20 protein-coding genes are annotated in these 20,667 nt (G+C 65.8%); 2 read left to right on the forward strand and 18 right to left on the reverse strand.

Features of this window, described 5'->3' with window-relative positions; translation table 11 throughout:
• Positions 1–77: 77 nt before the first annotated feature.
• The 6 genes from AMYBE_RS0116235 to AMYBE_RS41790 form a co-directional block, all read right to left on the reverse strand.
• The gene (locus AMYBE_RS0116235; protein WP_034287042.1) at positions 78–1,604 is read right to left on the reverse strand and encodes an argininosuccinate lyase; all 1,527 of its coding nucleotides are present in this window, start codon (positions 1,602–1,604) and stop codon (positions 78–80) included.
• Positions 1,601–2,581: a 1-aminocyclopropane-1-carboxylate deaminase/D-cysteine desulfhydrase gene (locus AMYBE_RS0116240; RefSeq protein ID WP_020660447.1), complete on the reverse strand. Its 981-nt coding sequence runs from the start codon at positions 2,579–2,581 to the stop codon at positions 1,601–1,603. The genes AMYBE_RS0116235 and AMYBE_RS0116240 overlap by 4 nt, the downstream gene beginning before the upstream one ends.
• On the reverse strand, positions 2,578–3,933 hold the full coding sequence (gene xcbD, locus AMYBE_RS0116245) for a 3-sulfopropionylcysteine synthase XcbD (protein ID WP_027927707.1): 1,356 nt from the start codon (positions 3,931–3,933) through the stop codon (positions 2,578–2,580). Before xcbD ends, AMYBE_RS0116240 begins: the two co-directional genes overlap by 4 nt.
• Positions 3,930–4,829 carry an XcbA family protein gene (locus tag AMYBE_RS0116250; protein ID WP_020660449.1) on the reverse strand — a complete coding sequence of 300 codons (900 nt, stop codon included), beginning with the start codon at positions 4,827–4,829 and terminating at the stop codon, positions 3,930–3,932. Before AMYBE_RS0116250 ends, xcbD begins: the two co-directional genes overlap by 4 nt.
• The gene (locus tag AMYBE_RS0116255) at positions 4,820–5,614 is read right to left on the reverse strand and encodes a phosphosulfolactate synthase (protein WP_034288674.1); all 795 of its coding nucleotides are present in this window, start codon (positions 5,612–5,614) and stop codon (positions 4,820–4,822) included. Before AMYBE_RS0116255 ends, AMYBE_RS0116250 begins: the two co-directional genes overlap by 10 nt.
• 245 nt (positions 5,615–5,859) lie before the next feature.
• Positions 5,860–6,483: an acetate uptake transporter gene (locus tag AMYBE_RS41790; RefSeq protein WP_020660451.1), complete on the reverse strand. Its 624-nt coding sequence runs from the start codon at positions 6,481–6,483 to the stop codon at positions 5,860–5,862.
• Between the two features lie 212 nt (positions 6,484–6,695).
• Here AMYBE_RS41790 and AMYBE_RS0116265 point away from each other — a divergent pair, with 212 nt between their 5' ends.
• Together AMYBE_RS0116265 and AMYBE_RS41795 are read left to right on the forward strand one after the other, a co-directional pair.
• Entirely contained in the window at positions 6,696–8,027 is a 1,332-nt protein-coding gene (locus AMYBE_RS0116265) for a hypothetical protein (protein WP_169515236.1), read from the forward strand.
• Positions 8,024–9,346 carry an amidase gene (locus AMYBE_RS41795; protein WP_020660453.1) on the forward strand — a complete coding sequence of 441 codons (1,323 nt, stop codon included), beginning with the start codon at positions 8,024–8,026 and terminating at the stop codon, positions 9,344–9,346. The genes AMYBE_RS0116265 and AMYBE_RS41795 overlap by 4 nt, the downstream gene beginning before the upstream one ends.
• Before the next feature lie 79 nt (positions 9,347–9,425).
• On the opposite strand, the gene AMYBE_RS0116275 is transcribed toward AMYBE_RS41795, so the two are convergent.
• The 12 genes from AMYBE_RS0116275 to AMYBE_RS0116320 form a co-directional block, all read right to left on the reverse strand.
• Positions 9,426–10,499, reverse strand: coding sequence for a hypothetical protein (locus AMYBE_RS0116275; protein ID WP_245573206.1), 1,074 nt, complete (start codon positions 10,497–10,499; stop codon positions 9,426–9,428).
• Positions 10,500–10,687: 188 nt separating this feature from the next.
• Positions 10,688–11,509, reverse strand: coding sequence for an SDR family NAD(P)-dependent oxidoreductase (locus AMYBE_RS44025; protein WP_211226823.1), 822 nt, complete (start codon positions 11,507–11,509; stop codon positions 10,688–10,690).
• Between the two features lie 77 nt (positions 11,510–11,586).
• Positions 11,587–12,651 (reverse strand): 2-oxoacid:ferredoxin oxidoreductase subunit beta, encoded by a 1,065-nt coding sequence (locus tag AMYBE_RS0116280; RefSeq protein ID WP_020660455.1) that lies wholly within the window; start codon positions 12,649–12,651, stop codon positions 11,587–11,589.
• Between the two features lie 532 nt (positions 12,652–13,183).
• The gene (locus tag AMYBE_RS0116285) at positions 13,184–13,975 is read right to left on the reverse strand and encodes an enoyl-CoA hydratase/isomerase family protein (RefSeq protein WP_020660456.1); all 792 of its coding nucleotides are present in this window, start codon (positions 13,973–13,975) and stop codon (positions 13,184–13,186) included.
• A 2-nt stretch (positions 13,976–13,977) separates the two neighbouring features.
• Positions 13,978–14,409 (reverse strand): acyl-CoA thioesterase, encoded by a 432-nt coding sequence (locus tag AMYBE_RS0116290; RefSeq protein ID WP_027927708.1) that lies wholly within the window; start codon positions 14,407–14,409, stop codon positions 13,978–13,980.
• Between the two features lie 20 nt (positions 14,410–14,429).
• A complete protein-coding gene (locus tag AMYBE_RS0116295; protein ID WP_051124716.1) occupies positions 14,430–15,449 on the reverse strand; it encodes a beta-ketoacyl-ACP synthase III in 1,020 nt (339 codons plus the stop codon).
• A gap of 165 nt (positions 15,450–15,614) precedes the next feature.
• Positions 15,615–16,121: an iron-sulfur cluster assembly protein gene (locus AMYBE_RS44030; protein ID WP_169515237.1), complete on the reverse strand. Its 507-nt coding sequence runs from the start codon at positions 16,119–16,121 to the stop codon at positions 15,615–15,617.
• Positions 16,122–16,165: 44 nt separating this feature from the next.
• Complete coding sequence (locus AMYBE_RS0116300) at positions 16,166–17,209, reverse strand: hypothetical protein (RefSeq protein ID WP_020660459.1); 1,044 nt, start codon at positions 17,207–17,209, stop codon at positions 16,166–16,168.
• The gene (locus AMYBE_RS0116305) at positions 17,209–18,111 is read right to left on the reverse strand and encodes a Phenylacetic acid catabolic protein (protein WP_169515240.1); all 903 of its coding nucleotides are present in this window, start codon (positions 18,109–18,111) and stop codon (positions 17,209–17,211) included. Before AMYBE_RS0116305 ends, AMYBE_RS0116300 begins: the two co-directional genes overlap by 1 nt.
• A 125-nt stretch (positions 18,112–18,236) precedes the next feature.
• The gene (locus AMYBE_RS44035; protein WP_245573207.1) at positions 18,237–18,689 is read right to left on the reverse strand and encodes a lipocalin-like domain-containing protein; all 453 of its coding nucleotides are present in this window, start codon (positions 18,687–18,689) and stop codon (positions 18,237–18,239) included.
• Complete coding sequence (locus AMYBE_RS0116315; RefSeq protein ID WP_020660462.1) at positions 18,680–19,420, reverse strand: SDR family NAD(P)-dependent oxidoreductase; 741 nt, start codon at positions 19,418–19,420, stop codon at positions 18,680–18,682. The genes AMYBE_RS44035 and AMYBE_RS0116315 overlap by 10 nt, the downstream gene beginning before the upstream one ends.
• Before the next feature lie 59 nt (positions 19,421–19,479).
• Positions 19,480–20,463, reverse strand: coding sequence for a 3-oxoacyl-ACP synthase III family protein (locus AMYBE_RS0116320; protein WP_027927710.1), 984 nt, complete (start codon positions 20,461–20,463; stop codon positions 19,480–19,482).
• Between the last annotated feature and the right edge of the window lie 204 nt (positions 20,464–20,667).

Consider the following 20,667-nt stretch of genomic DNA (forward strand, 5'->3'; position numbering starts at 1 on the left):
AAACGGGAGAACGCGTGCCCGCTGCTACTCCCGGCGGGAGCATCGCAATAGCCGAGCGAAACCCGGGAGCAAAGCCGTCACGACGGAAGCGGCTGTCCGTTGTTCCGCGAAGCGACAACTCGAGCCGCGGCAAGCAGCCGCTGTTCGGTCTCGCCGATGCGATCGCGCTGCCGTTCCCGCCACTGCTCCGCAGCCTGGGTCCGCTCGCGAAGGCGCCGCGCGTGTTCCCGGACCCGGTCCGGCGCGCTCCCTCCCGGCACGGTGCGCGTGGAGACAATCCGCGACGGGTCGAGCGCATCGCGCACCAGGTCCTCGCCCACCTCCAGCGGCTTGCCCGCGATCTCTTCTGCCGCGCGATTGAGATCGTCGGCCGTGATGGTGGTGCGGCCGACGGCGATGGCGCGAGCGACGGCACGTCCGACCGCGCGGTAGGCGGTGCGGTAGTCGAGGCCGCAGCGGAGGACCAGCTCCTCGGCGAGATCGGCGGCACCGGTGAAGTGCGCGCCGGCCACCCGGGCCATGGCCTGCCGGTCGACCTGCACGGTACGCACGGTTTCCGCGGCCAGCGCGACGAGCTGGCGGGATTGCTCGACGGCCTCGGTCACCTCCCGGTAGGTGTGCAGCCAGTTGTCGGTGCGCGCGGACGGTGTCCGGCCGGTCGCCAGCAACCCAGTCGCACGCCCGATCAAAGTGTTCGCCCCGGACCGGATGACCGCCAATGCGTACGGGTTGCGTTTCTGCGGCATCAGCACCGAAGCCCGGCACAGCGACGGATGCACCGTCACGTAGCCGAAACCGGGGCTGGTGAAGATTTCCAGATCTTCGGCGAGCCGGTCCGCGGTGGTCGCTGCCATGACGGCGGCGAGCACCGCATCGGTGAAGCTGTCGACCGACCACATGATGTCGCGGGTGTGCGCCCCCACCTCGGCGAACCCGAGCAGCTCGGCCAGGTGATCGCGGTCCAGCGGAACACGCGGGCCGCCGACTCCGCCCACGCCCGCGGGAGACCGGTCTGCCAGCGTGAAGGCGGTCTCGACGCGGTCCAAATGCCGGATTGCCTCCTCGCCGAACCCGCCGAGGTAATGGCCGAAGGTCGACGGTTGCGCCGGCTGCAGGTAGGTGTTGTCCGCCCAGACCGTGTTGGCGTGCGCCAACGCCTGGCGGGCGAGCGCGCCGACGAATCGTTCGACCACCTCGTGCAGCCCGAGCAACCGATCGCGCAGCGCGAGGCGGAACGCGATCCGTCCTGCTTCCCGGCGAGTCCGCCCGGTGTGCAGCCAGCCCGCGGTGGGCCCGAGCCGCCGCTCCAGCTCGTGTTCGCGGCTGTTGTACGCATCTCCGTAGACCGGGTCGTACGGGAATTCTGCGGCAGGGATGTCCAGGATCGTCAGCAGCTCGGCGGCGAGCCGGGCCGCTGCCTGCTCGGGTACGACACCGGCTTTGTGCAACGCGATCACGTGCGCGAGGTCGGCCAGGCCGAGCCCGCGGTGCAGCAGCGGAGCGTCGGCGACTTCGCGCGCATATCCGGCCGCGACCATTTCAGGGGCTGGGCCGCTGGTGATCCGGCCCTCGGCGCCCAGGTATCCGTCCGGGGTTGCACTCATAACCGACCTCCGCCGGACGCGGTGAACAAGGTTGGGGCGCCCCCGGTGACCAGGAAGACGACCGGGCCGGCGACCTGTCCGTTGTGGACGGCGTCGAGGAGGCCCGCCATGGCCTTGGCGCCGAAGACCGGATCGAGGAAGATCCCTTCGGTCCGGGCGACCAGCGCAGCCGCCCGGCTGCCGGCGTCGGACGCCGTGCCGTATCCCGGGCCCAGGTATCCCTCGACCACCGCGACATCGCCGGGGCGAGCTGTCGCGTCTGTGCCCAGCAATCGGCTTGCGCCGTTGGCGAGTTCGTCGACCCTCTCGCGACACTCGTCGGCCGTCCGGCTGACAGTGACTCCCACCACCGCGTAGGGGTGGCCGAGCCAGCGGGCCGCCGCGAGCAGACCGGCCTGCGTGCCGCACGACCCCGTGGCCAGCCATACGGCGCGGGGCACCACGCCGGCGGCTGCCAGCTGGTCGCGGAGCTCGATGCTGGCGCGGAAGTAGCCGCAGGCTCCGAGCGCCGTAGCCCCGCCACGAGGCAGCGGGTACGGGTTCCGGCCCTGCGCGCGCAATTTGCTGGTGAGTTCCACGATGGCGGCGTCGACCGACACGCGGCTGGCGTCTCCGGTGAAGCGGATGTCGGCCCCGACGAGTTCGGCCAGCGCGTGGTTGCCCGCTGGCCGGCACAGCTCGCCGTAATAGACCAGGTAGGGATCGAGGCCGTGCCGCCGCGCCGCCAGTGCCGCGAGCATCGCCCAGTTCGACTGCGGGCCCGCACCGGTGACCAGGCTGTCGCACTGTGCGGCAACGGCATCGCCGATCAAGTACTCGAGCATGCGCAGCTTGTTTCCGCCCAGGCCGAGCCCCGTGAGATCCTCCCGCTTGAACCACACCTCGACGCCCAGCACGCTCGTCAGCCGCTCCGCGTACTGCAACGGAGTCGGCTCGGCGGCGAGCAGGACCCGCGGCAGTTCGGCCGGCCGGTTCATCGTCGCGGTCCTGCCTGTGCCAATGCCCGCTCGATGAACGAACGGACGGGGCCGAGCGCGTGCTCCGGATCGAGGCACCGGTCGATCTCCTCCGCGGTCAGCTGGCCGGCGACCCGCTCGTCCGCGAGCAAAGCCTCCCGCAGGTGCTGCCCCCGCCGGCGGCCGTCGACGGAGGCCTCGTAGACCACCTCGTGGGCGGTGTGCTTGCCCAGCTTGGCCGCGAGCACCCGCATCACCGGCTCGGACATCAGGTAGCCGCGGGTCGAGTCCACATTGGCACGCATCCCGTCCACATCCACCTCCAAGCCGCGGACGAGCTCACCGGCCACGGACAGTGCCGTGCCGGCGAGCAGGCACGCCTCGGGCAGCACGACCCACTCGGACTTCCAGGCACGGCCGTCGCGTTCGTGTTCATGCACCATTGCTTCCACCGCGACCGCCGCGTCGGCCCGCACGATCCTCGCAAGCGTGACCAGGTGCTCCGACAGTTCCGGATTGCGTTTGTGCGGCATCGTGATGCTGCCGACCTGGCCGGCAGTGAACGGTTCGCGCACCTCGCCGATCTCGGGACGCTGCAGTTCGTAGATCTCCTGGCCGATCTTGCCGAGCGTCGCGGTCACCATCGCCAGCAAGCCGAGGAACTCGGCGACCCGATCCCGCGCCGTGATCCACGCGATGTCCGGTGCGCCGAGTCCCAGCCGCCGCGCGAAGGCTTCCAACAGGGGCACGGCCTGCTGGCCCCAGAACTCCATCGTGCCCAGCGCGCCGCCGAGCTGGACGACTTCGAGGCGCGGCCGGGCTTCGGCGATGCGGACCCGATGCCGCGACAGTTCCGACAACCACACCGCCGCTTTGAAGCCGAAGGTAATCGGCAGCCCCGGCTGGCCGTGGGTACGGCCGCACATGACCGTGTCGCGGTGCTCGCGCGCCAGGGCGGCGCACGCGTCGACAAGCGTCGCGAGATCGCGTTCCATGACATCGGCGACCTTGCGCATCACGACCGCGGTCCACGTGTCGGACAAGTCCTGCACGGTAGCCCCGTAGTAGACCCACTCCCGAGCGGATTTCGGCAGGATCTCCCGCAGGCACTGGATCAGCCCCAGCGTCGAGTGTCCGGTCGCGCGGGTCCGCTCGCCCACCTTGGCCACATCGAGCCGGTCCACCTGCGCGTACGAGGCAATCTCCTGTGCGACCTGGGCTGGGACCAGCCCCACCTCGGCTTGCGCATCAGCGAGGACGGACAGGATGTCCAGCCACGACTGCAGGCGCGCCTCGTCGTCGAAGATGCCGTGCATCTCCGGTGTGCTCCACAAATGTCCGTAAACGGCCGAATCGGCCAGGTGCGCACTCACGGCGTCGCTCCGACCGGCGGCAGACCGCTCAGCCAGCGCAGCGCCTCGCGCACTTCGTCCAGATTGGCGCCCCAGGGCACGACCGCCGTGTTCCGGTCGTAGTCGACTCCGCGCTCCAGCAGGCAGCATTTGGTCAGGGTCGGCCGGCCCTGGTCGACATCCGCTCGGCGGCGCGGGCAGATGTCCACCCGCGAAGGCTCGTCGCCGTAGAACCGGCGGTGGAACTGGACGGATCGCTCGCAGCCGATCAGCAGCCAGTCACGGCGGTCCTTCGGCCGGGTGTCCAGGAATTCGACCGGCTTCGGCAGTTGCGCGCCGCTGCCCCGGCAGGGCAGCAGGTAGCAGGATGCGGGGTTGTCATTGGCAAGCTCGCCGATGTCGACGGTGTCGGCGACCAGGTCGATCGGCGGCAAGTCCTCGTCGAACGCCACCGCCTGCTGCGCCATGGCCAACAGTTTGGGCGGGTCAGGCGGCACGACCTCGGTCACCCGGACCTGCAGCGGGGTCGGCGTCCAGATGAAGTTGACATGCTCGTAGCGACCCCGGACCACATACGCCCTGGCACTCGGGGTCAGATACGGCGTCACAGCGTGCGCCAGCGCGGTGGCATTGCCGGCATCGGTGTCCGGCGAGTCCACCCAGACCAGCTCGCCAGGTTCGGCCAGGACCAGGACCTCCGTCACCGGCGCAAACAGATCGACCGAGTTCTCCTTGGCCACCTGCACCAGCGCGGCGGCGTCGCCGCGGCGCAGGACGAGGTACTCGGTGCGCCGGTAGACCTCGCGACCGAGCAGGTAAGCCTCGATGTCCCGACTGGTCAGCGGTATGTCGACGTGCTGCACCGACAGACCGCGGTAAGGCCGGGTGATGGTGTTCGGGGCCGGTTCTACGAGCACACCGACACCCCCGTGCGAGCCACCCGAGGCCAGCGGAGCGCCGTGTCCGCCCGCAGCCCGAGCCGCAGGGTCTCCAGCGGAAGCACCTCGTCGGACGCGATGTTGCCGACGTTGACACCGGCCCCCAGCCGGCCGACCAGCCAGGCTTGCTGGGCCTTGCGAGGGGCCTCGAAAATGACCCGCTCGATCGGCAGCCGCGCCGAGATCGCGTCGACCAGATTCGCCCGCGGGGCGCCCGACGCGTCATACAGGCCGACGGTGCCGCTTTCCCGGCCCTCCGTGACCAGCCACGTCGCGCCGGATTCCAGGTCGGATTCGAGCTCGGCAAGCCACTCCGAGACGACGACCGGAACGTCGGCCGACTTCGCGCCGGTCTCCGCCAGCACGGTGAACTCCTGCGACAGCTGCCGGATGAGGCGCGCTTTGCGGGCCGAAGTCAACATGCCCAGGCCGTTGGAGACCTCCACGCAGTCCACGCCGATGTCCGTCGCCCACCGGCGCAGCTCGCTCACCCGCCCCTGGGTCGCGCACACCTCGAGGAGAGTCCCGCCGAGCGAGACCTTCACGCCTGCCTCCTGGCACCGCGCGATCCGGTCCTTGACCGTCGGGTCGACGTAGGCGATGCCCCAGCCGATCTTGACGATGTCGATCAGGTGGCCGCACTGTTCGAGCAATGCCTCGAGACTTGGCATCGTCATGCCCTTGTCGAGCACGTGGGTGAGGCCGCGGGTTCGTGGCTTCACCTCGCGCTCAGGCAGCGTCAGAAAGTCCGGACAGTCCCACATGACCATCACCTCCGGGTTACGCGCCGTTGCGCCCCCCGAGACCCGAAACGAGCCTCACTGATGAAACGTAAGTACGCCGCTGGCGCAAGGTCAACTGCCGCACAGGAAGTCCCGCCGCCGCACACTTATCCACACGGGATAAACGGGCGATGAAACCGCTGGTCAGCGCGCCGGAGCGCGCTGACTGCCCAGGCTTCGACCAGATACGGCCGACGGCGCGCCTGGATCGCCGCCGGCCGCATGCCTCAGAGCGGCAGCACCGTGCGCCCGAGGACCGTGTTCATCAGCACAGCGGCGGAGGCGTACAGGCACAGCGCCGCCGTGGCCAGCCCGATCCACGCACCGGCCGTGAGGGCTGCAGCAGAGCCGGCGAACCCGATCACGAGCAGCACCAGCGTGAACCACACCAAGACGAAGATCGCGCGGAACAAGACCGGATATTTGAAGGTCAACACGAGCAGGTAGGTGATGATCACTGCCCAGCCGGCGGCGAACACCGCGAACGCAGTGCCTTGGCCGCCTGCTTGGACCGCAGTCACCTTCGTGGCGAGGAGGAGCTGAATCGCGGCGAAGGACAGAAAGAAGGCGGCGAATGACGTGTAGGCGAACGCCCCGAACACGTCGCCCTTCTTGAACGCGACGGACCCGGATATGAACAGCCCGATCGTCCCGTAGGCCAGCGCCAGCGGCAGCACGATAATGGCGAGATCGGGCGTCAGGCTGCCGGTGAGGTTGAGGCAGATGACGCCGAACGGGAGACCCACCGCGCCGAAGGCGAGCGGAGTCGGATCCGCCAGCTCGACGGATGGCGCGGACGCAGCCGGTCGCACGGCGGCGTCGAGTTCGGCACTGATCGCTTCAGCGGACATGTCACTCCTGCTTACATCGTTGGGAACAGAAGGCCAAGACACAGCAGAGCCATGGCACGCCGATGGTCCGCGATCGCTCATGCCGGCCGCATTGCACCGCCGAGGCAAGTTCCGCCGTCGCTCTTGTCCGACGGAGACAAGACCATGCAGTGAAACCGCACGATGCGGACCGCACGCGACAACCGGACGCACGATTTTGGCGTGCTGGGCAGATGCGGATCGTGCGCCCGCCGAGTGCGATGGTGCGGGACGGACGCAAGCCATGCGAGAAGGCGATGACATTGTCCACACGCCGCGAAGCACTTAGTCAGAAGCTGCGCCACCTGGCCGGGGTCGTGTACCTCAACCCGCTCATGCGCTGGGTGCCATCACTGCCAGCACGGTTCCGCCGCGCCTACGCCTCACCGCGCACCGCGTGGCCGATAAATCCACCCAAAATACCGGATTCGCTTCGCACCTGCCCCGGCGTGCAACGGGTCCCGGAGCACGAGGAACGCGCATTTCGCGAAGCGCCGCTCAAGGACTTCGCGCAAGCCAACGCTAAAGCCATGCTCTGGCTGCGCGGCACAATGTGGCGGTCCATGCTCCCCGTTGCACCGCGGATGTGGCGGGCTCGTCTCGCCGCACGTTCGCGCAACCGACTCAACTCCCCCGTCGCACCAGCGTCTGCGGGCTCTTCGGCCGAGCTGACCAGCTTGCTGAAGAGCACCGCCGCATCCGTCGGGCTGAGCGCGATCGGCATCGCCCGCTACGACGAACGCTACACATTCGACCAATGGCAGGGCACCGAATGCGGCGACCGGATGGTCGTCTGCATACTCGAGCAGAACTACGACTCCACACAGGCCATCCCCAGCAGCAAATCCGAGCAGACGGCGCTCAGCACCTATGCCGAACTCATGCAACTGGCCTGCCAACTGGCCGACGTCCTGCACGCGCACGGATACCGCGCCGAAGTCCACGACCCGCTCGGCCGCGGCGTCGCGATCCACTACGCCGTCGACGCGGGGCTCGGACAGCTGGGGCTCAACGGCCAGTTGCTGACCCCGGACGCCGGATCGCGCTGCCGCATCATCCTGGTCAACACCAACGCCCCGCTCGACTTCGACCGACCGGCCGACTACGGCATCCCGAAGCTGTGCGACCAGTGCCAGATCTGCGTCCGGCGGTGCCCGCCGGGCGCGATCCCCCTCAACCGGGCAGACCACCGCGGCGTGATCAAATCGAAGATCAACACCAAACGGTGCTTCCCGGTCGTGGCACAAGCACACGGATGCGCCGTGTGCATGAAGGTCTGCCCGATTCAGCGTTACGGGCTTCAGGCCGTGCTGGACGAGTACGAACGCAGCGGCAAGATTCTCGGCAAGGGAACCGATGAGCTCGAAGGCTTCCACTGGCCTGTCGACGGACGCCACTACGGCCCAGGAGAGAAGCCGCGCATCACCCACGAACTCATGTTCCCGACCGGCTTCGAACTCGGCGTCGGCGGCAAGGGAGGCTCGATCGACAGCCCCGACACCGCCAAGGGCCGGACATGGGCATGATTCTCGCCCGCTCAGCGGCCGAACACATCGCCAACGGCACCGTACGAGCGAGGGATTTGACGGCGGCGTGCCTCGCCGCGATCGACGCCGTCGAAGCGTCCGTGTCGGCATTCGCGCACACGGACCGGGAAGGAGCGCTTCGCCAGGCAACGGCATTGGACGGCGAGCTTGCGCGCGGCGGACCCCGGTCAGCCCTCCATGGGATCCCGATCGCGGTCAAGGACAACATCGACGTCGCCGGAATGCCGACCGCAGCGGGCTCTGCCCTCCTCGGCGGCGCGGCACCGAGTTCGACGGACGCCGCCATCGTCCGTGCCTTGCGCGCCGCGGGCGCGGTCATCCTCGGCAAGACCCGGCTGCCGGAGTTCGCGGTCGGCGCGGTCACGCCGTCGACGCGCAACCCCTGGGACACGGACCGGATCGCCGGCGGCTCCAGCGGCGGGTCTGCCGCAGCGGTTGCAGCCGGCGAATGCTACGGCGCACCCGGCACCGACACCGGTGGATCCGTCCGCATCCCAGCCGCTCTGTGCGGAGTCGTCGGTCTCATGCCGCGGCGCCACTCCGTGCCGCGAAGCGGGATCATTCCCGTTTCGCCCCGGCTCGACGCGTGCGGCCCAATCGCCAGAACCGTCGCCGACACAGCGCTGCTGTGGAATCGCATGCTCCCCAGCGACGCTCCGCCGCGCGACAGGCCGTTGTGTGTCGGTCGCGTGGCCAACAACCTGCTCGGCGCAGTCGAACCGGACGTGCTGCGCGCAGTTGCCGCCTCCGTCGACGCCCTTGGCTCAGTCCCCAACGTCCGGATCGTCGACGTACGCCCGCCGCGATTCGACGACTCGCACCCGCATCGTCGCGTTCCGCTGCTCGTCGATGCCGCCGATATGCACCGCGCACGCGGTTGGTTCCCCCAGTACCGAGAGAAGTACAGCGACCGCTTGCGGGCATTCCTCGAACACGGGTCCCGCCTCGCACGCGATCACCTCTATGACGCGCTCGACGAGCTCCGGCCGCTCGTAGGAGCATTCATGCATTGCTTCGACGACTGCGACGTGATCGCACTCCCCACCGTCCCGGTCGTCGCACCGCGTATTGCCGCTCTTGCCGACGACCGGGCGAACCTCGACCAGCCGCCCGTCGACCGAACCCTGACCCGGCTGTGTGCACCGATGAACTTCTGCCCGGTGGCTGCTCTGACAATGCCCTGCGGTATCTCGATCGAAGGGCTTCCGATCGGGCTGCAGCTCGTCGCACCCGAGGAAGCGGCCGTGTTCCAGTGCGCGCACCTGATCGAGCATCCGCCCGGCCCGAGATATCCCTGATTCCAGCGGCCAGGACACGCGACGGCTGCGTCCTCCCCTCGCAGGGGCGCAGCCGCCGCTTTGTGCCGCTCAGAGAGGTTTACAGCTCCGAGCGGACGGTTCGCGCCGCGTCGCACATCACCTGCAGTTTGGCAGCGGCAATGTGCCGGGGGACCCAGCGCAGTCCGCAGTCCTGCGCAAGCATCAGCCGTTCCGGTGGGATGACCTCCAGCAGCTGCCGAATGCCGTGCGCCACCTCGTCGTGCGTCTCGATCTGCATCTCGTGGTCGTTGATCACGCCCGCGCAGAGGATCTTGTCTTCAGGGAACCGTTTGAAGCTTGCGATCTCGGCATAGTCGCGCCCGGCCATCTCGTGCATCAACACGTCGATGTTCGTCTCCGCGAACACTCGCAGGACGTTCGCCACCTTGTTCTCGAACACGGCGACTTGGCCTTCGGTGCGGCCGTAACACACGTGCCACACCTTCAGCACGTCGTCCAGTCCCTCGAACATGCGGCAGTTCGCTTCGCTCTGCCAGGACTGCTTGTCGATGTAATGCGGCGAAATATCGACGATCTGGACCGAATCGAGCCCGTAGATCTGATGCAGCCGCTTCAGCTCATGGTTCAGCGCTGCCGCAAGGTCGAGCGCGACCGCGCGCTGGTCGTTGTAGTGGAGATCCTTCAACATGATCGCGAGCTGAGCCGGCCCCACGATGCTCAGTTTGAACGGGTCGCCGGTCACGCGTTTCATGCCGTCGACGACACCTTGGAAGATCGGACGCTTCCAGGTGATCTTGTCCACGACTTCCGACACGTAGTATGCGGACCATTGCGGCATCGGGTTGGGATCCCCGAAGTTCGAGATTCCCCCGAGCATCTCGGGAATAAGGTGAAAAATCACGTCGATCTGGTAACCGTGTGCCTCGCTGTCCTCGAACTGCATTCCGTCCGAGAGCAGATCGAGGCCTGCCTTCGCCTGATCGTGGACGCACACCTTGAGCGCGTCTTCGTAGGCGACCCGCTGCTCCATACTGGTGTACTGCGGCCCGTCTCCCCAGCCGAACACTCTCCCGTGCAGCCAGTGTGGTCGCGGGTACCCGCCGACCATCGTGGTCGCCAAAGGAATCTCGCGCCCGCGAATTTTGACCATACTTGCCTCCGTCTGCAGCATCCTGCCGGTCTGCGCATAATGGTGCCCGTCATTTCCGGGACGCATCGGCGCTGAGGAGAAACCGACATCGCTCCCTTACTCCCCCGCAGACAACGCCGAACGCACGCCGGGAAGCGAGAGAGACACTGGCTGGACGGAGACTGGCCGGCACACGCAACCGGCTCGCCGGTCAAATCGGCTGCGATTGATCACACTGCGACTCGCCCCTTCGACAGCAGGTCGAGGGTCGTCGGACCTCCGGTATAACACGTCAGACCGCCATCGACTACCAGCGAACTGCCGGTGACAAGCCGGGATGCATCGCTTGCCAAGAAGATCGCAGCTCCAACCAAGTCTTCGGGCTTGCCCCACCTCCGCACAGGGACCGCGTGGAGCAATCCGTCAGCTGCGGCCGGGTCCTTGACGAACGAGGCAGTCAGGTCGGTACTCACCCATCCTGGAACGAGAGCGTTCGCCCGCACGCCCGACGCCGCCCATTCCGCCCCTAGCGACCTAGTGAGCGCGATCGTTCCGGCTTTGGCAGCCGAGTACGGGGACGCCATTGGAAACCCTGCTGTCCCCGCGATCGACGCTACATTGACCACCGCTCCCGTACCCCGCGAGACCATATGTGCGCCAACAGCACGACAAAAGTATATCGCCGAATACAGGTTCGCTTGAATAATTCCGGACCAGTCTTCTTCCCGAAGATCCAAGAGAGGCCCCAGATGCGCAAACCCTCCGGCGTTGTGCACCGAGATATCGAGATGGCCAAGGCCGGCCACAGCGTCCGATACTGCCAAATCAACCTGCGAACGATCAGTGACATCACAAGTCAGCACCATGCTCTCACGCCCAACCGAACGTATCTCAGCAGCGACCTCCTCGAGAGCTTCCGTCGTGCGGGCAAGGACCGCGACATTCGCACCGGCCCTCGCGAGCCCCAGCGCCACTGCACGCCCGATCCCGCGCGATGCCCCCGTGACGAGTGCGGTCTTTCCCTCCAGGCTGAATAGACCTTCCAACGACACTTTTACTCCCTGATCTAAGACTTAGTCAGACAGACGATGACGTTCTTCTCACCCTCAACCGTCACGAATCCGTGCCATCACCCGACAGTCCAGGTGTCGGTGCCGCGCAATAGGCCCTGCAGGTCCGGCGTCCGCGCTTCACGGGCCTGTTCGACCTGTGCCCGGGCGGCGTCGTCGTAGGTGGTCCGTTCCACCTGGCGCAGGATGCCGGTGGGCACATGGTTGAGGTTCTGGTCGCCGAGCCTGGTCAGCGCGAACGCATACGACGTGTCCGCGATCGTCGGGTCGTGGACCACCAGGTTCTCCTCGCCGATATCGGCGACCTTGCCGACGTCCAGCCCGCCCCAGTCGCTGCGGCGGACGCCGTACTCGCCTTCCGGGCCGAACCGGATCGGCTCGCCGGCCCGCAGCGGGATGAGCCGGGAGGCGGCCTCGTCCTTGTCCTTGAGCACGTCGAACGCGCCGTCGTTGAAGATCGGGCAGTTCTGGTAGATCTCCACCAGCGCCGAACCGCGGTGGCGGGCCGCCGCTTCCAGCACCTCGGTGAGGCCCTTGCGGTCGGAGTCCAGGGCGCGGCCGACGAACGACGCTTCCGCGCCGATCGCCAGCGACAGCGGGTTGAACGGGGTGTCCAGCGAACCCATCGGCGTGGACTTGGTGACCATGCCCTGCCCGGAGGTGGGCGAGTACTGGCCCTTGGTGAGCCCGTAGATCCGGTTGTTGAACAGCAGGATCTTGATGTTCACGTTGCGCCGCAGCGCGTGGATCAGGTGGTTGCCGCCGATGGAGAGCGCGTCGCCGTCACCGGTGACGACCCACACCGACAGGTCCGGACGGGTGGTGGCCAGCCCGGTCGCGATCGACGGCGCACGGCCGTGGATCGAGTGCATCCCGTAGGTGTTGAGGTAGTACGGGAACCGCGACGAGCAGCCGATGCCGGAGATGAAGACGATGTTCTCGCGCTTGAGGCCGAGCGTCGGCAGGAACGACTGCACGGCGTTGAGCACCACGTAGTCGCCGCAGCCGGGACACCAGCGGACTTCCTGATCGGACTTGTAGTCCTTGGCCTTCTGCGGTTCGTCGGCGGTCGGCACCAGGTCGATGCCGCCCAGCTGCGGCAACCCGAGATCGATGGCGGTCATGTCGCTGGCCCTTTTCGCTCTGTCTCCGCTAGCGCGGGTCGCGAGCGCTGCGAGTTTCGATCGCTGATCGTGCACCAGCGGTGGCGATGCCGCACTCTCACCGATGGGATGAAGGCCAGCGCGGGCAGACCGCAGTGCCCGCACGGCAGGTTGCCCAGGCGGATTTCGCCAGGTCGGAATGCGTTGAACACCAACTCTCCTTCCAATCACGCCGGGGAACACGGTCTGCAGCTCTTCGCCTTGAACCGCAGACCAGCGTCCTTCTTACCGAAGCCGGTGTCGGCGAAGTGCACCTTGAATGACCAACCACCCGGGCACCACCCTGCAATGCCTGCGTCGACGCCGGAAAGGGCGGCATCATGGAGTGGTCTTGCCGAATGCCGCCGCTTCCGACGTGAACCGGCCGCCGCCATCACCTCCGCTCGTAGCGTCCCCGGTGCAGACAGTCCTCACCATGGGCATCCCATCTCCCCGCGAGCCCGCTGGGCGCAGCCTGGACCCGCTGACCTTCCGTCCAACCGCCTTCGTCCGTCTAATCGAACCGGGCCTTGCCCGGGCCGTTCGAACAGAAGCTGCGAAGGCCAACCGATGCGTCATCGGTGGCGAACAATCCCGCGAACAGGGCGCGCTCGATCTCCAAACCAGCACTGAGATTCGTCTCGAGACCGCGATCGATGGCTTCCTTCGCGGCGCGAAGTGCATACCGCGGACCGGCGGCCAGCCGGACGGCCCAGTCCATCGCGGCGCGGAACACCTCGCCTGTATCGGCGACCTTATCGACGAGACCGATCGACAGCGCCTCGTCGGCTTCCACAGCGCGACCGGTCATGATGAGTTCCTTGGCCCTCGATGGTCCCACGAGCCGTGCCAGCCGCTGTGTTCCGCCCGCGCCTGGAATCAGCCCGAGCAGGATCTCGGGCAAGCCGACCTGGCTGTCTCTGGCGCAGATACGGAAGTCGGCGCACAACGCGAGTTCACAGCCACCCCCAAGAGCTGGCCCTTCGACCGCGGCGATGACCGGCTTCGGGATCTCCGCGACCGCATTGAATGCCCGTTGGAGGCGACGTGCGCGCTGGATCATCTCCGGGTGGCCGGACGCCGCCATCTCCTTGATGTCAGCGCCGGCCGAGAACATTCTCTCGCCCCCGTGCAGCACAACGACACGGACGTCGTCATCATGAGCTACCGTCTCGGCGACGGACGACAACTGCCCTTGAAGGGCGAAGCTCATCGCGTTGACGGGCGGACGCGTGAGGCGGATGACAGCTACGCCGCCGGCCAGTGTTAAGCCGAGCAATTCGTTTTCCGGCACAACGCTGGTCATTGTCAATCCTTAGCTTCCGCGAGCCCAGGCTTCTCGAGGTAGAACTCGAAGAATTCACGTTCTTTGGGGGTGATCCGCCGAGGACGGCCGGTCTGCAGATCGTACGGAGTCAGAACCGTTGACCCGTGTGCGTAAACCTCATCGCTATCGCGAATTACGGAGGCGAAGGTGAGTGCCGCCGCCTTGATGTCGACTACCCATGTCTCCACGACGACCGGCGCTTCCCTGTATTCCATCGGTCGCAGGTATCGGATCTCTTGCCGACTGACAACGCTGCCCCGGGAGAGTTCCTGTCCTTCATGTTGTGGTGCGAGCCGAAACACCAGATCGACCCGAGATTCCTCGAGGTAGCGAAAGTAGGCAACGTTGTTGACGTGCCCGAAGGCGTCCATGTCAGACCAGCGCAACGGACATCGGTAAGAATGCTTCAACACCAGGTTGCTCCCTTCTGAGTTTAAGGCAGCCGGGCGACAACGCCAGCGTACGAAAGTCCGGCGCCGAAGCCGATCATCAAGGCGGTAGCACCGCTGGAGACCTGCCCAGAGGACAGCAGCTTCTCCATTGCCAACGGAATCGATGCCGCGCTGGTGTTGCCGGTATCCGAGACGTCTCGGGCGACGACAACACGTTCCGGCAGTTTCAATTCCTTGACCAGGGAATCAGTTATTCGCATGTTTGCTTGATGGGGAATAAATGCGTCCAGCTCGGCGACCGATACGCCGGCCGTGTCAAGTGCCTCGCGCGCAACGTCGGCCATCTGCCATACTGCCCAGCGAAACACCTCTCGCCCCTGCATGCGGAGCGACGGCCATGGCTGCTCGGGCTTCCCTTTTTCGTACGATTCGCGGAGTTCATCCCAGGCTACGGATTGCTGCAGCAGATCCGAGCGACTCCCGTCAGAACCCCAGATCACGGGCCCTATTGCGGGGGCGTCGGAGACGCCTACGACGACCGCACCAGCCCCATCGCCCATGAGGAACGCAGTACCCCGATCCGTTGGATCAGTGACGTCCAACAGTCTCTCTACTCCGATGACGAGCACATTCCGCGCGGAACCGGAAGTGACCGAAGAATGCGCGATATTGAGACCGTAGACGAAACCCGCACAGCCCGCTGAAACGTCGAATGCCGCCGTGGTTCCGGCACCGATCTTAAAGGCGATTTCAGGAGAGACATGCGGTATCTGGCGCATCCGCGTCGCCGTCGCAACGATGATCAGGTCGACGTCGTCCGCCGTGATGCCCGCACTCTTCAGCGCACCCTTGCCCGCCTCCACCGCCATGTAGGCGAGTGTTTCCTGCCGGTCCGCTCGATGCCGTGTCACGACCCCTGACCGTCGTCGAATCCACTCGTCACTGGAATCTAGATGCTTCAATATGTCCGCGTTCGTCAGGGCCGTACGGGGACGATAGGCGCCCACACCGAGAATCCGTGTGTTCCTACGGCCGGCCCAGGCCTTAATGGCTCCCGTCATCCGAGTACTCCTCACTCACGTGTTTCTTCCAAGGCGAAGCAGAAGACCGTCCCGATTCGGCCGGACTCGGCGGAGCCGCGGACTTGCTCGGCGATCGGGTTGCGGCGGTTACCAACTGTGTTAAACCTCAAACCGGATCCCCTTGCCACACAGCAGAACTGCGGACTACCGCGGAGGGGAAGCAATCTGGAGGATGTCTCGCGGCCCCCTGCAGGACACGCATTGATCGGCACCCAGCAGGTCGAATGTTGATCCACACGCACGACAGCTAAAGGGGGTTTTGCATACGCTGCCGCCGAAGTCACCATCCCGTCGCACCTTGACGGACGAACAATAGGGACACGTCAGCGGTCGGGAAACTCCTTCTTCCGCCACGATGTACCCGGCAGATTGAAGAACCTTGCGTCCCCGATCCGAAACACACGACGGATTCCAGATCCCGATCTTCCATTTTATCTCCACGTTCGCGTCGGGCACAGCACGGTGCACCGCCTCGATGACGCGGCGCTTCATTTCGTGCACACCAGGACATGCTGTTCGCGTCGGCGCCATCACTATCGTGATGGACTGTCCGTCGATTTCGATGCTCCTTATGACGCCCAGGTCGAGCAGCGAGATGTCGATCTCCGGGTCGAGGACAGTCGCGAGTTCGGACCACACGATGGCCGTCACGCCTTCCCTGCAACCTTCACTCGAACTGAATGATCTCGCGGTAGTCATATGATGACTCCCTGGGCGTACTCAGCGCGAATGTACCGCAGGTCGCTCAGAACTGACTCAAGCACCTTGCTCTCTGTTCCGACGTTCCGCTGCTGCGGATAGTCTGGCCACATTGAGCACCATTCTTTCCGGAGACCTGCGTGCTCAAAGGCGATCGGAACCAGGCGGTGCCCGCGAATGTCGCCGGCTGAGTCTCCCGGTGTTCCGAAGAGATCTCCGCCGCTTGCGATGACGGCACCTAACGTGTGGAGGAAATCAAGGTTGAGCTCAGGGCTTGCTGTCAGCCGGTGCGCCGCAGCGCTCCAATGGTCGAGGTGCCGCTGTTGCTCGTCGGCAACGACGACGAGCAGTGACCGCCATTCGTCATCAACTTCTCCCAGGCAGGAGGACGCCAGTGTGGAGATCGACGAGGCGATCAGGATGCCTCGCGCGACGATGAAAGGCCAACCGTTGTCGGTACTCCGCCAGAGCTTGCTGGGCCACCAGGATTCGGCTGGACGGTCGAAGAAGTACGCGTCGATGTCAGGCGTTGCAACACCGCACTGTTGGGCTAGGGCCTTGGCGTGGGCGAGGTCCTCCTGAGCTATCGATCCAGAGGCCAGCGACGTCTCGAGCTCGACGAAGTCGTAAAGGCCGGCAGAGAGGAAATGAGCGTGCAGGAAAAGATCATCGGCGAGCACAGCCCACAGTCGCCGGTCCGGCGAGACTCCGTCGCCGACCATCGCTTCAGCCGCTGCGGGAGAACTCGGCACGCGGTCCCGGGTCTCCCGGCGTTCCAGCGCAAAGGCGGCTTGGCGATGCGGCATCCGGGTCTTCGCGGCCAAGACCCGCAGGTCGTCGGGCGTGGAGACCACCATGTCCGCGCGGCTGGCCACCCAGAGTTGACGGAGGTCGTCCCTCCGGCCATAAGCGTCTTTCGCCAGCCGCCAGGCCGTCATGCGGTCGCCGGCAAGGACTGAGCCGACATGCGTTACCTCACCTTCCGCCCCGGACTGGATGAAGGCCTCGAAGATTCCGTCCTCGTTGAGCGCGCGAGGCATCAGGCAGCCGCCTTGCAGGTGCGCCGGTAGTCGGCGTTGCGCTCGAGCACAGTTCGTGCGTGTTCCAGACGGGCCGTCGACGAGGGGCCCTCGTTGCGAATGATCCGCTTGGTCTCGGCCCAGTCGGGTTGCGCGTAGGTCCACTGCCCTGCGGACGTCTCGCAGACCAGGTCCGGATCTGTGTGGATCCCCAGCTTCCGGAACACCGGGATTGTCTTGTTCAGCCACTGCTGCCGTACCTCGTCGTTGCTGTGCGGCTTGAGGCCCGCCTTCCACATGGCGTTCTCATGGATCGTCTCGGCGTCAGGCGGCCCGAGGAAGGCGAGAACCCGGGGCAGCCATGTCTCGAATGCGGCTTGGATCCGACTTCGCTGCCTATCGTTCCCGTATTCCATGACTTCCCAAGTAATGTCGATCGAATGCTGGAAGTGAAACGACTCCTCGCGAGCGACGCGCTTCAAAGCGCGGGCATACGGCAGATACACGCCTTGAAGAAGCGATCGGAACTGGACAATAGCCGCTGAGTTCATCAGCAATCCGCCAGCCCCGAATTCCTCCCATGACTCGAACTCGTAGTGGAATATGTTGTGCAGGAATGCGCGTCCCTCGAGGTAGTCGACCAGGATCTCCTCCCACGGTTTGCCGAGATCGGCAGCGACGCGCGCCGACATGTGGCCATGTCCGATCTCGTCCTGCACTTTCGCGATCATCATCTGCTTGCGGGCGTAGCTGGGTGCACGCGTGATCCACGGCACATAGATCATCGAACCGATCATTTCGTTGAGCGCTTGAATCGCCGCGAACCTGCGGGCGCCGTTGCGAACTACGTCGGGCACGTCGTCGTGCAACTCGTATCGCTGGCGCTGCACTGGCTTTGCGCTTTGTGAATCCTGTACGGACATCGTCATCTCCTCCGACTGTCTGCAACGCCTTCTGATGAGTCATATGGCGTATCGAGAATTCAGCGAGCGCGTCCGGGCGGGCTTCGAGCACGGAGCGATCGCTGGCGGGCGTTGATATGCGGCATCTATGTGGCGGTGGCGGCAAGGAGAGTCTCTCTGACGCGCCGCCAGGTCAGGACGACCTCGTCCCATTCGCGTACCGCCGATGGCGCGCGCAGGATGAGCGTGTCGCCTTTCACCTCGACGGTGCGGGTGACGTCCGCTCTGTCCACTTCGGGCAGGCTGCCAAGGACGGTCCGGTGGATGACTTGGTCACCGTGCTGTTCGTAGATTCCCCCATAGCCGACGTAGAGTGGCCGATCGAGGCTCGTGCCCGGTTCGGCAGGGTCCTTCAGACCCGTGCGACTGCCGACACCGGCTACTTGCGCGGACATGTGCCCGTCCGCCGTGTAGATCAGCAGACCGCGGGGCGCAGCGCCCAGCGGGTGGGCTACGCATTGTTGGCTTGTGTCGGTTGCTATGTAGGAGACTAGCCGCCACGTGCCGACCAAGATCGCTTCTCCGGCGGCTACGCCCACAATAGGCCCCCGTTGACCTCGAGGACGTGGCCGTTGATGTACGTGCTCTCCCCTCCGGCGAGGAAGACCGCCGCATCGGCCAGTTCTGAGGCCTGGCCTGCGCGCCCGAGCGCAAGCCGTCGCCGATAGGTCTGCCACAACTTGTCGTTGCTTGCCACAGCCTGCCCCATGCCCTCGTCGATGAACCCGGGCGACAAGCAGTTAACCAAGATTCCCTTGGGGCCCAGTTCGATTGCGCTGACGCGGGTGAGCATTTCGACGGCAGCCTTCGTGGCGCAGTACCCCGCCGCGCCAACCGCTACCCTGCCGGCCATCAACGAGGAGACGTTGATGATGCGGCCCCCGCCAGATTGGCGCAAGTGTGGCACCGCGGCCCGGGTACACAAGTACACTCCAGTGAGATTGGTGCCGACCATTTCGTTCCAGTGCGCGGGGTCGAGCCGTTCCACCTTGGCGTCGCGGTGCACACCGGCGTTGGCGACGACTATGTCCAGACGTCCGAAGGTGTCGACGGCGAAACGCATCAGTCCGTCTACCGACGCCGGATCCGCGACCTCCACTTCGTGGTAGACGACGCGATCAGGAACCTCGTCGACCAGCTCCTTCACCTCGTGCGGCGAGCGAGAGGCGCACACCACGCTCGCACCCTCCACGAGGTACCGCTCGGCGATCGCACGCCCGAGCCCGCGGGTTCCGCCTGTTATGACGGCGGTCTTTCCTTTCAGACGCATGTCTGGCGTTCCTCTCACGTCCTGACAAGTGCGGCAGATTCTTGGAGCCGTGGTGCGCGTCAGTACCAAGTGACCAGGGCGGCGCCTGCGGTCATGCCGCCGCCGACCGCCGCCAGCACGAGATGCTCTCCGCGCCGGAACGGACGCCGCTGGTGCTCCCAATGCAGGGCCAGCGGAATGGAAGCCGCTGCGGTGTTGCCCACTTCTGGTGCCGTCAGGGGGACCCGGTCCGGATCCAGGCCCATCTGGCGACCGCACTCTTCGACCAAGCGCGTGTTGGCCTGGTGGAAGATGAACCGCCCGACGTCCGCGGCATCCAGGCCGCCGTCAGCAAGAACCTCTTTGATCACCTTGGGGAACGTCGCGAGCGCGTAATCGCGCACAGGGCGGCCCTGCATGTGGAACAGATGACGGCCGGCTTCCCGTGCTGCCGCGTCGATGGGCTGCCGCGTCCCGCCTGCGGGCACCTCTACATAGTCGCGGTACTGCCCATCTGCACTGATCCGGCACGAACGGATGCCGTATCCGTCCGGAACCGGGCCTAACAGTGCCGCACCGGCGCCGTCCCCGAACAGGCTCACGGTTTTCGGATCCGTCCGGTTCATGATGCGCGAATACATCTCCGCACCCACCACCAGGGCCGTTCGCCCGTCATCGCGGTTCGAAAGCATCGCGTTGGCCACCGTGAGGCTGTAGACGAACCCGCTGCACACCGCGTTCACGTCGAACGCCGCGATGCCCGGCAAACCGAGCTTGCCCTGCACGATCGCCGCCGTACTGGGCTGCGGCTGATCCGGCGTCGAGGTGGCCACGATGATCATCTCCAGGTCCCCCGACTCGGCCGGCGCCTGGTTGATCACCTGCTTGGCAGCGAGTACCGCTAGATCGGACGTCGTCGTCCCTTCATCAGCGTAGCGGCGTTGCTGCACTCCTGTCCGGGTGTCGATCCACTCTGTCGACACCCCGGTCCACTCGGCAATGTCGTCATTGGACACGACCTTCGGCGGGACATAGGAGCCAAGACTATGGAAACCGACAGCCATCGCTCACTCCCCTTTCAAAGTAAAATCAGGAAACGTGCGGCGAAGGCGCCGCTCCATAAAACTGGTCACCGTCGACCGACAACACGAGTACTCCGGACCACCTCGGCATTTACGCGGCGGGCACCGCCCGCCCGGCGTCGTGGGGGACCATCCGTGCTGTTGTGGCCGAGCCGCGCACACTCGGTCCGGCCGAAGGAAAAGAGG

Source organism: Amycolatopsis benzoatilytica AK 16/65 (assembly GCF_000383915.1).
Classification (GTDB): Bacteria; Actinomycetota; Actinomycetes; order Mycobacteriales; family Pseudonocardiaceae; genus Amycolatopsis; species Amycolatopsis benzoatilytica.

Coding starts and splice junctions, on each gene's coding strand:
- AMYBE_RS0116285 (WP_020660456.1), bottom strand. CDS start 13,975: ATGACCAGCGTTGTGCCGGAAAACGAATTGCTCGGCTTAACACTGGCC.
- AMYBE_RS0116255 (WP_034288674.1), bottom strand. CDS start 5,614: ATGTGGGACTGTCCGGACTTTCTGACGCTGCCTGAGCGCGAGGTGAAG.
- AMYBE_RS0116265 (WP_169515236.1), top strand. CDS start 6,696: ATGCGGATCGTGCGCCCGCCGAGTGCGATGGTGCGGGACGGACGCAAG.
- AMYBE_RS0116295 (WP_051124716.1), bottom strand. CDS start 15,449: ATGACGGGAGCCATTAAGGCCTGGGCCGGCCGTAGGAACACACGGATT.
- AMYBE_RS0116320 (WP_027927710.1), bottom strand. CDS start 20,463: ATGGCTGTCGGTTTCCATAGTCTTGGCTCCTATGTCCCGCCGAAGGTC.
- AMYBE_RS41795 (WP_020660453.1), top strand. CDS start 8,024: ATGATTCTCGCCCGCTCAGCGGCCGAACACATCGCCAACGGCACCGTA.
- AMYBE_RS0116300 (WP_020660459.1), bottom strand. CDS start 17,209: ATGCCTCGCGCGCTCAACGAGGACGGAATCTTCGAGGCCTTCATCCAG.
- AMYBE_RS41790 (WP_020660451.1), bottom strand. CDS start 6,483: ATGTCCGCTGAAGCGATCAGTGCCGAACTCGACGCCGCCGTGCGACCG.
- AMYBE_RS0116280 (WP_020660455.1), bottom strand. CDS start 12,651: ATGACCGCCATCGATCTCGGGTTGCCGCAGCTGGGCGGCATCGACCTG.
- AMYBE_RS0116315 (WP_020660462.1), bottom strand. CDS start 19,420: ATGCGTCTGAAAGGAAAGACCGCCGTCATAACAGGCGGAACCCGCGGG.
- AMYBE_RS0116305 (WP_169515240.1), bottom strand. CDS start 18,111: ATGTCCGTACAGGATTCACAAAGCGCAAAGCCAGTGCAGCGCCAGCGA.
- AMYBE_RS0116240 (WP_020660447.1), bottom strand. CDS start 2,581: ATGAACCGGCCGGCCGAACTGCCGCGGGTCCTGCTCGCCGCCGAGCCG.
- AMYBE_RS0116235 (WP_034287042.1), bottom strand. CDS start 1,604: ATGAGTGCAACCCCGGACGGATACCTGGGCGCCGAGGGCCGGATCACC.
- AMYBE_RS0116275 (WP_245573206.1), bottom strand. CDS start 10,499: ATGCTGCAGACGGAGGCAAGTATGGTCAAAATTCGCGGGCGCGAGATT.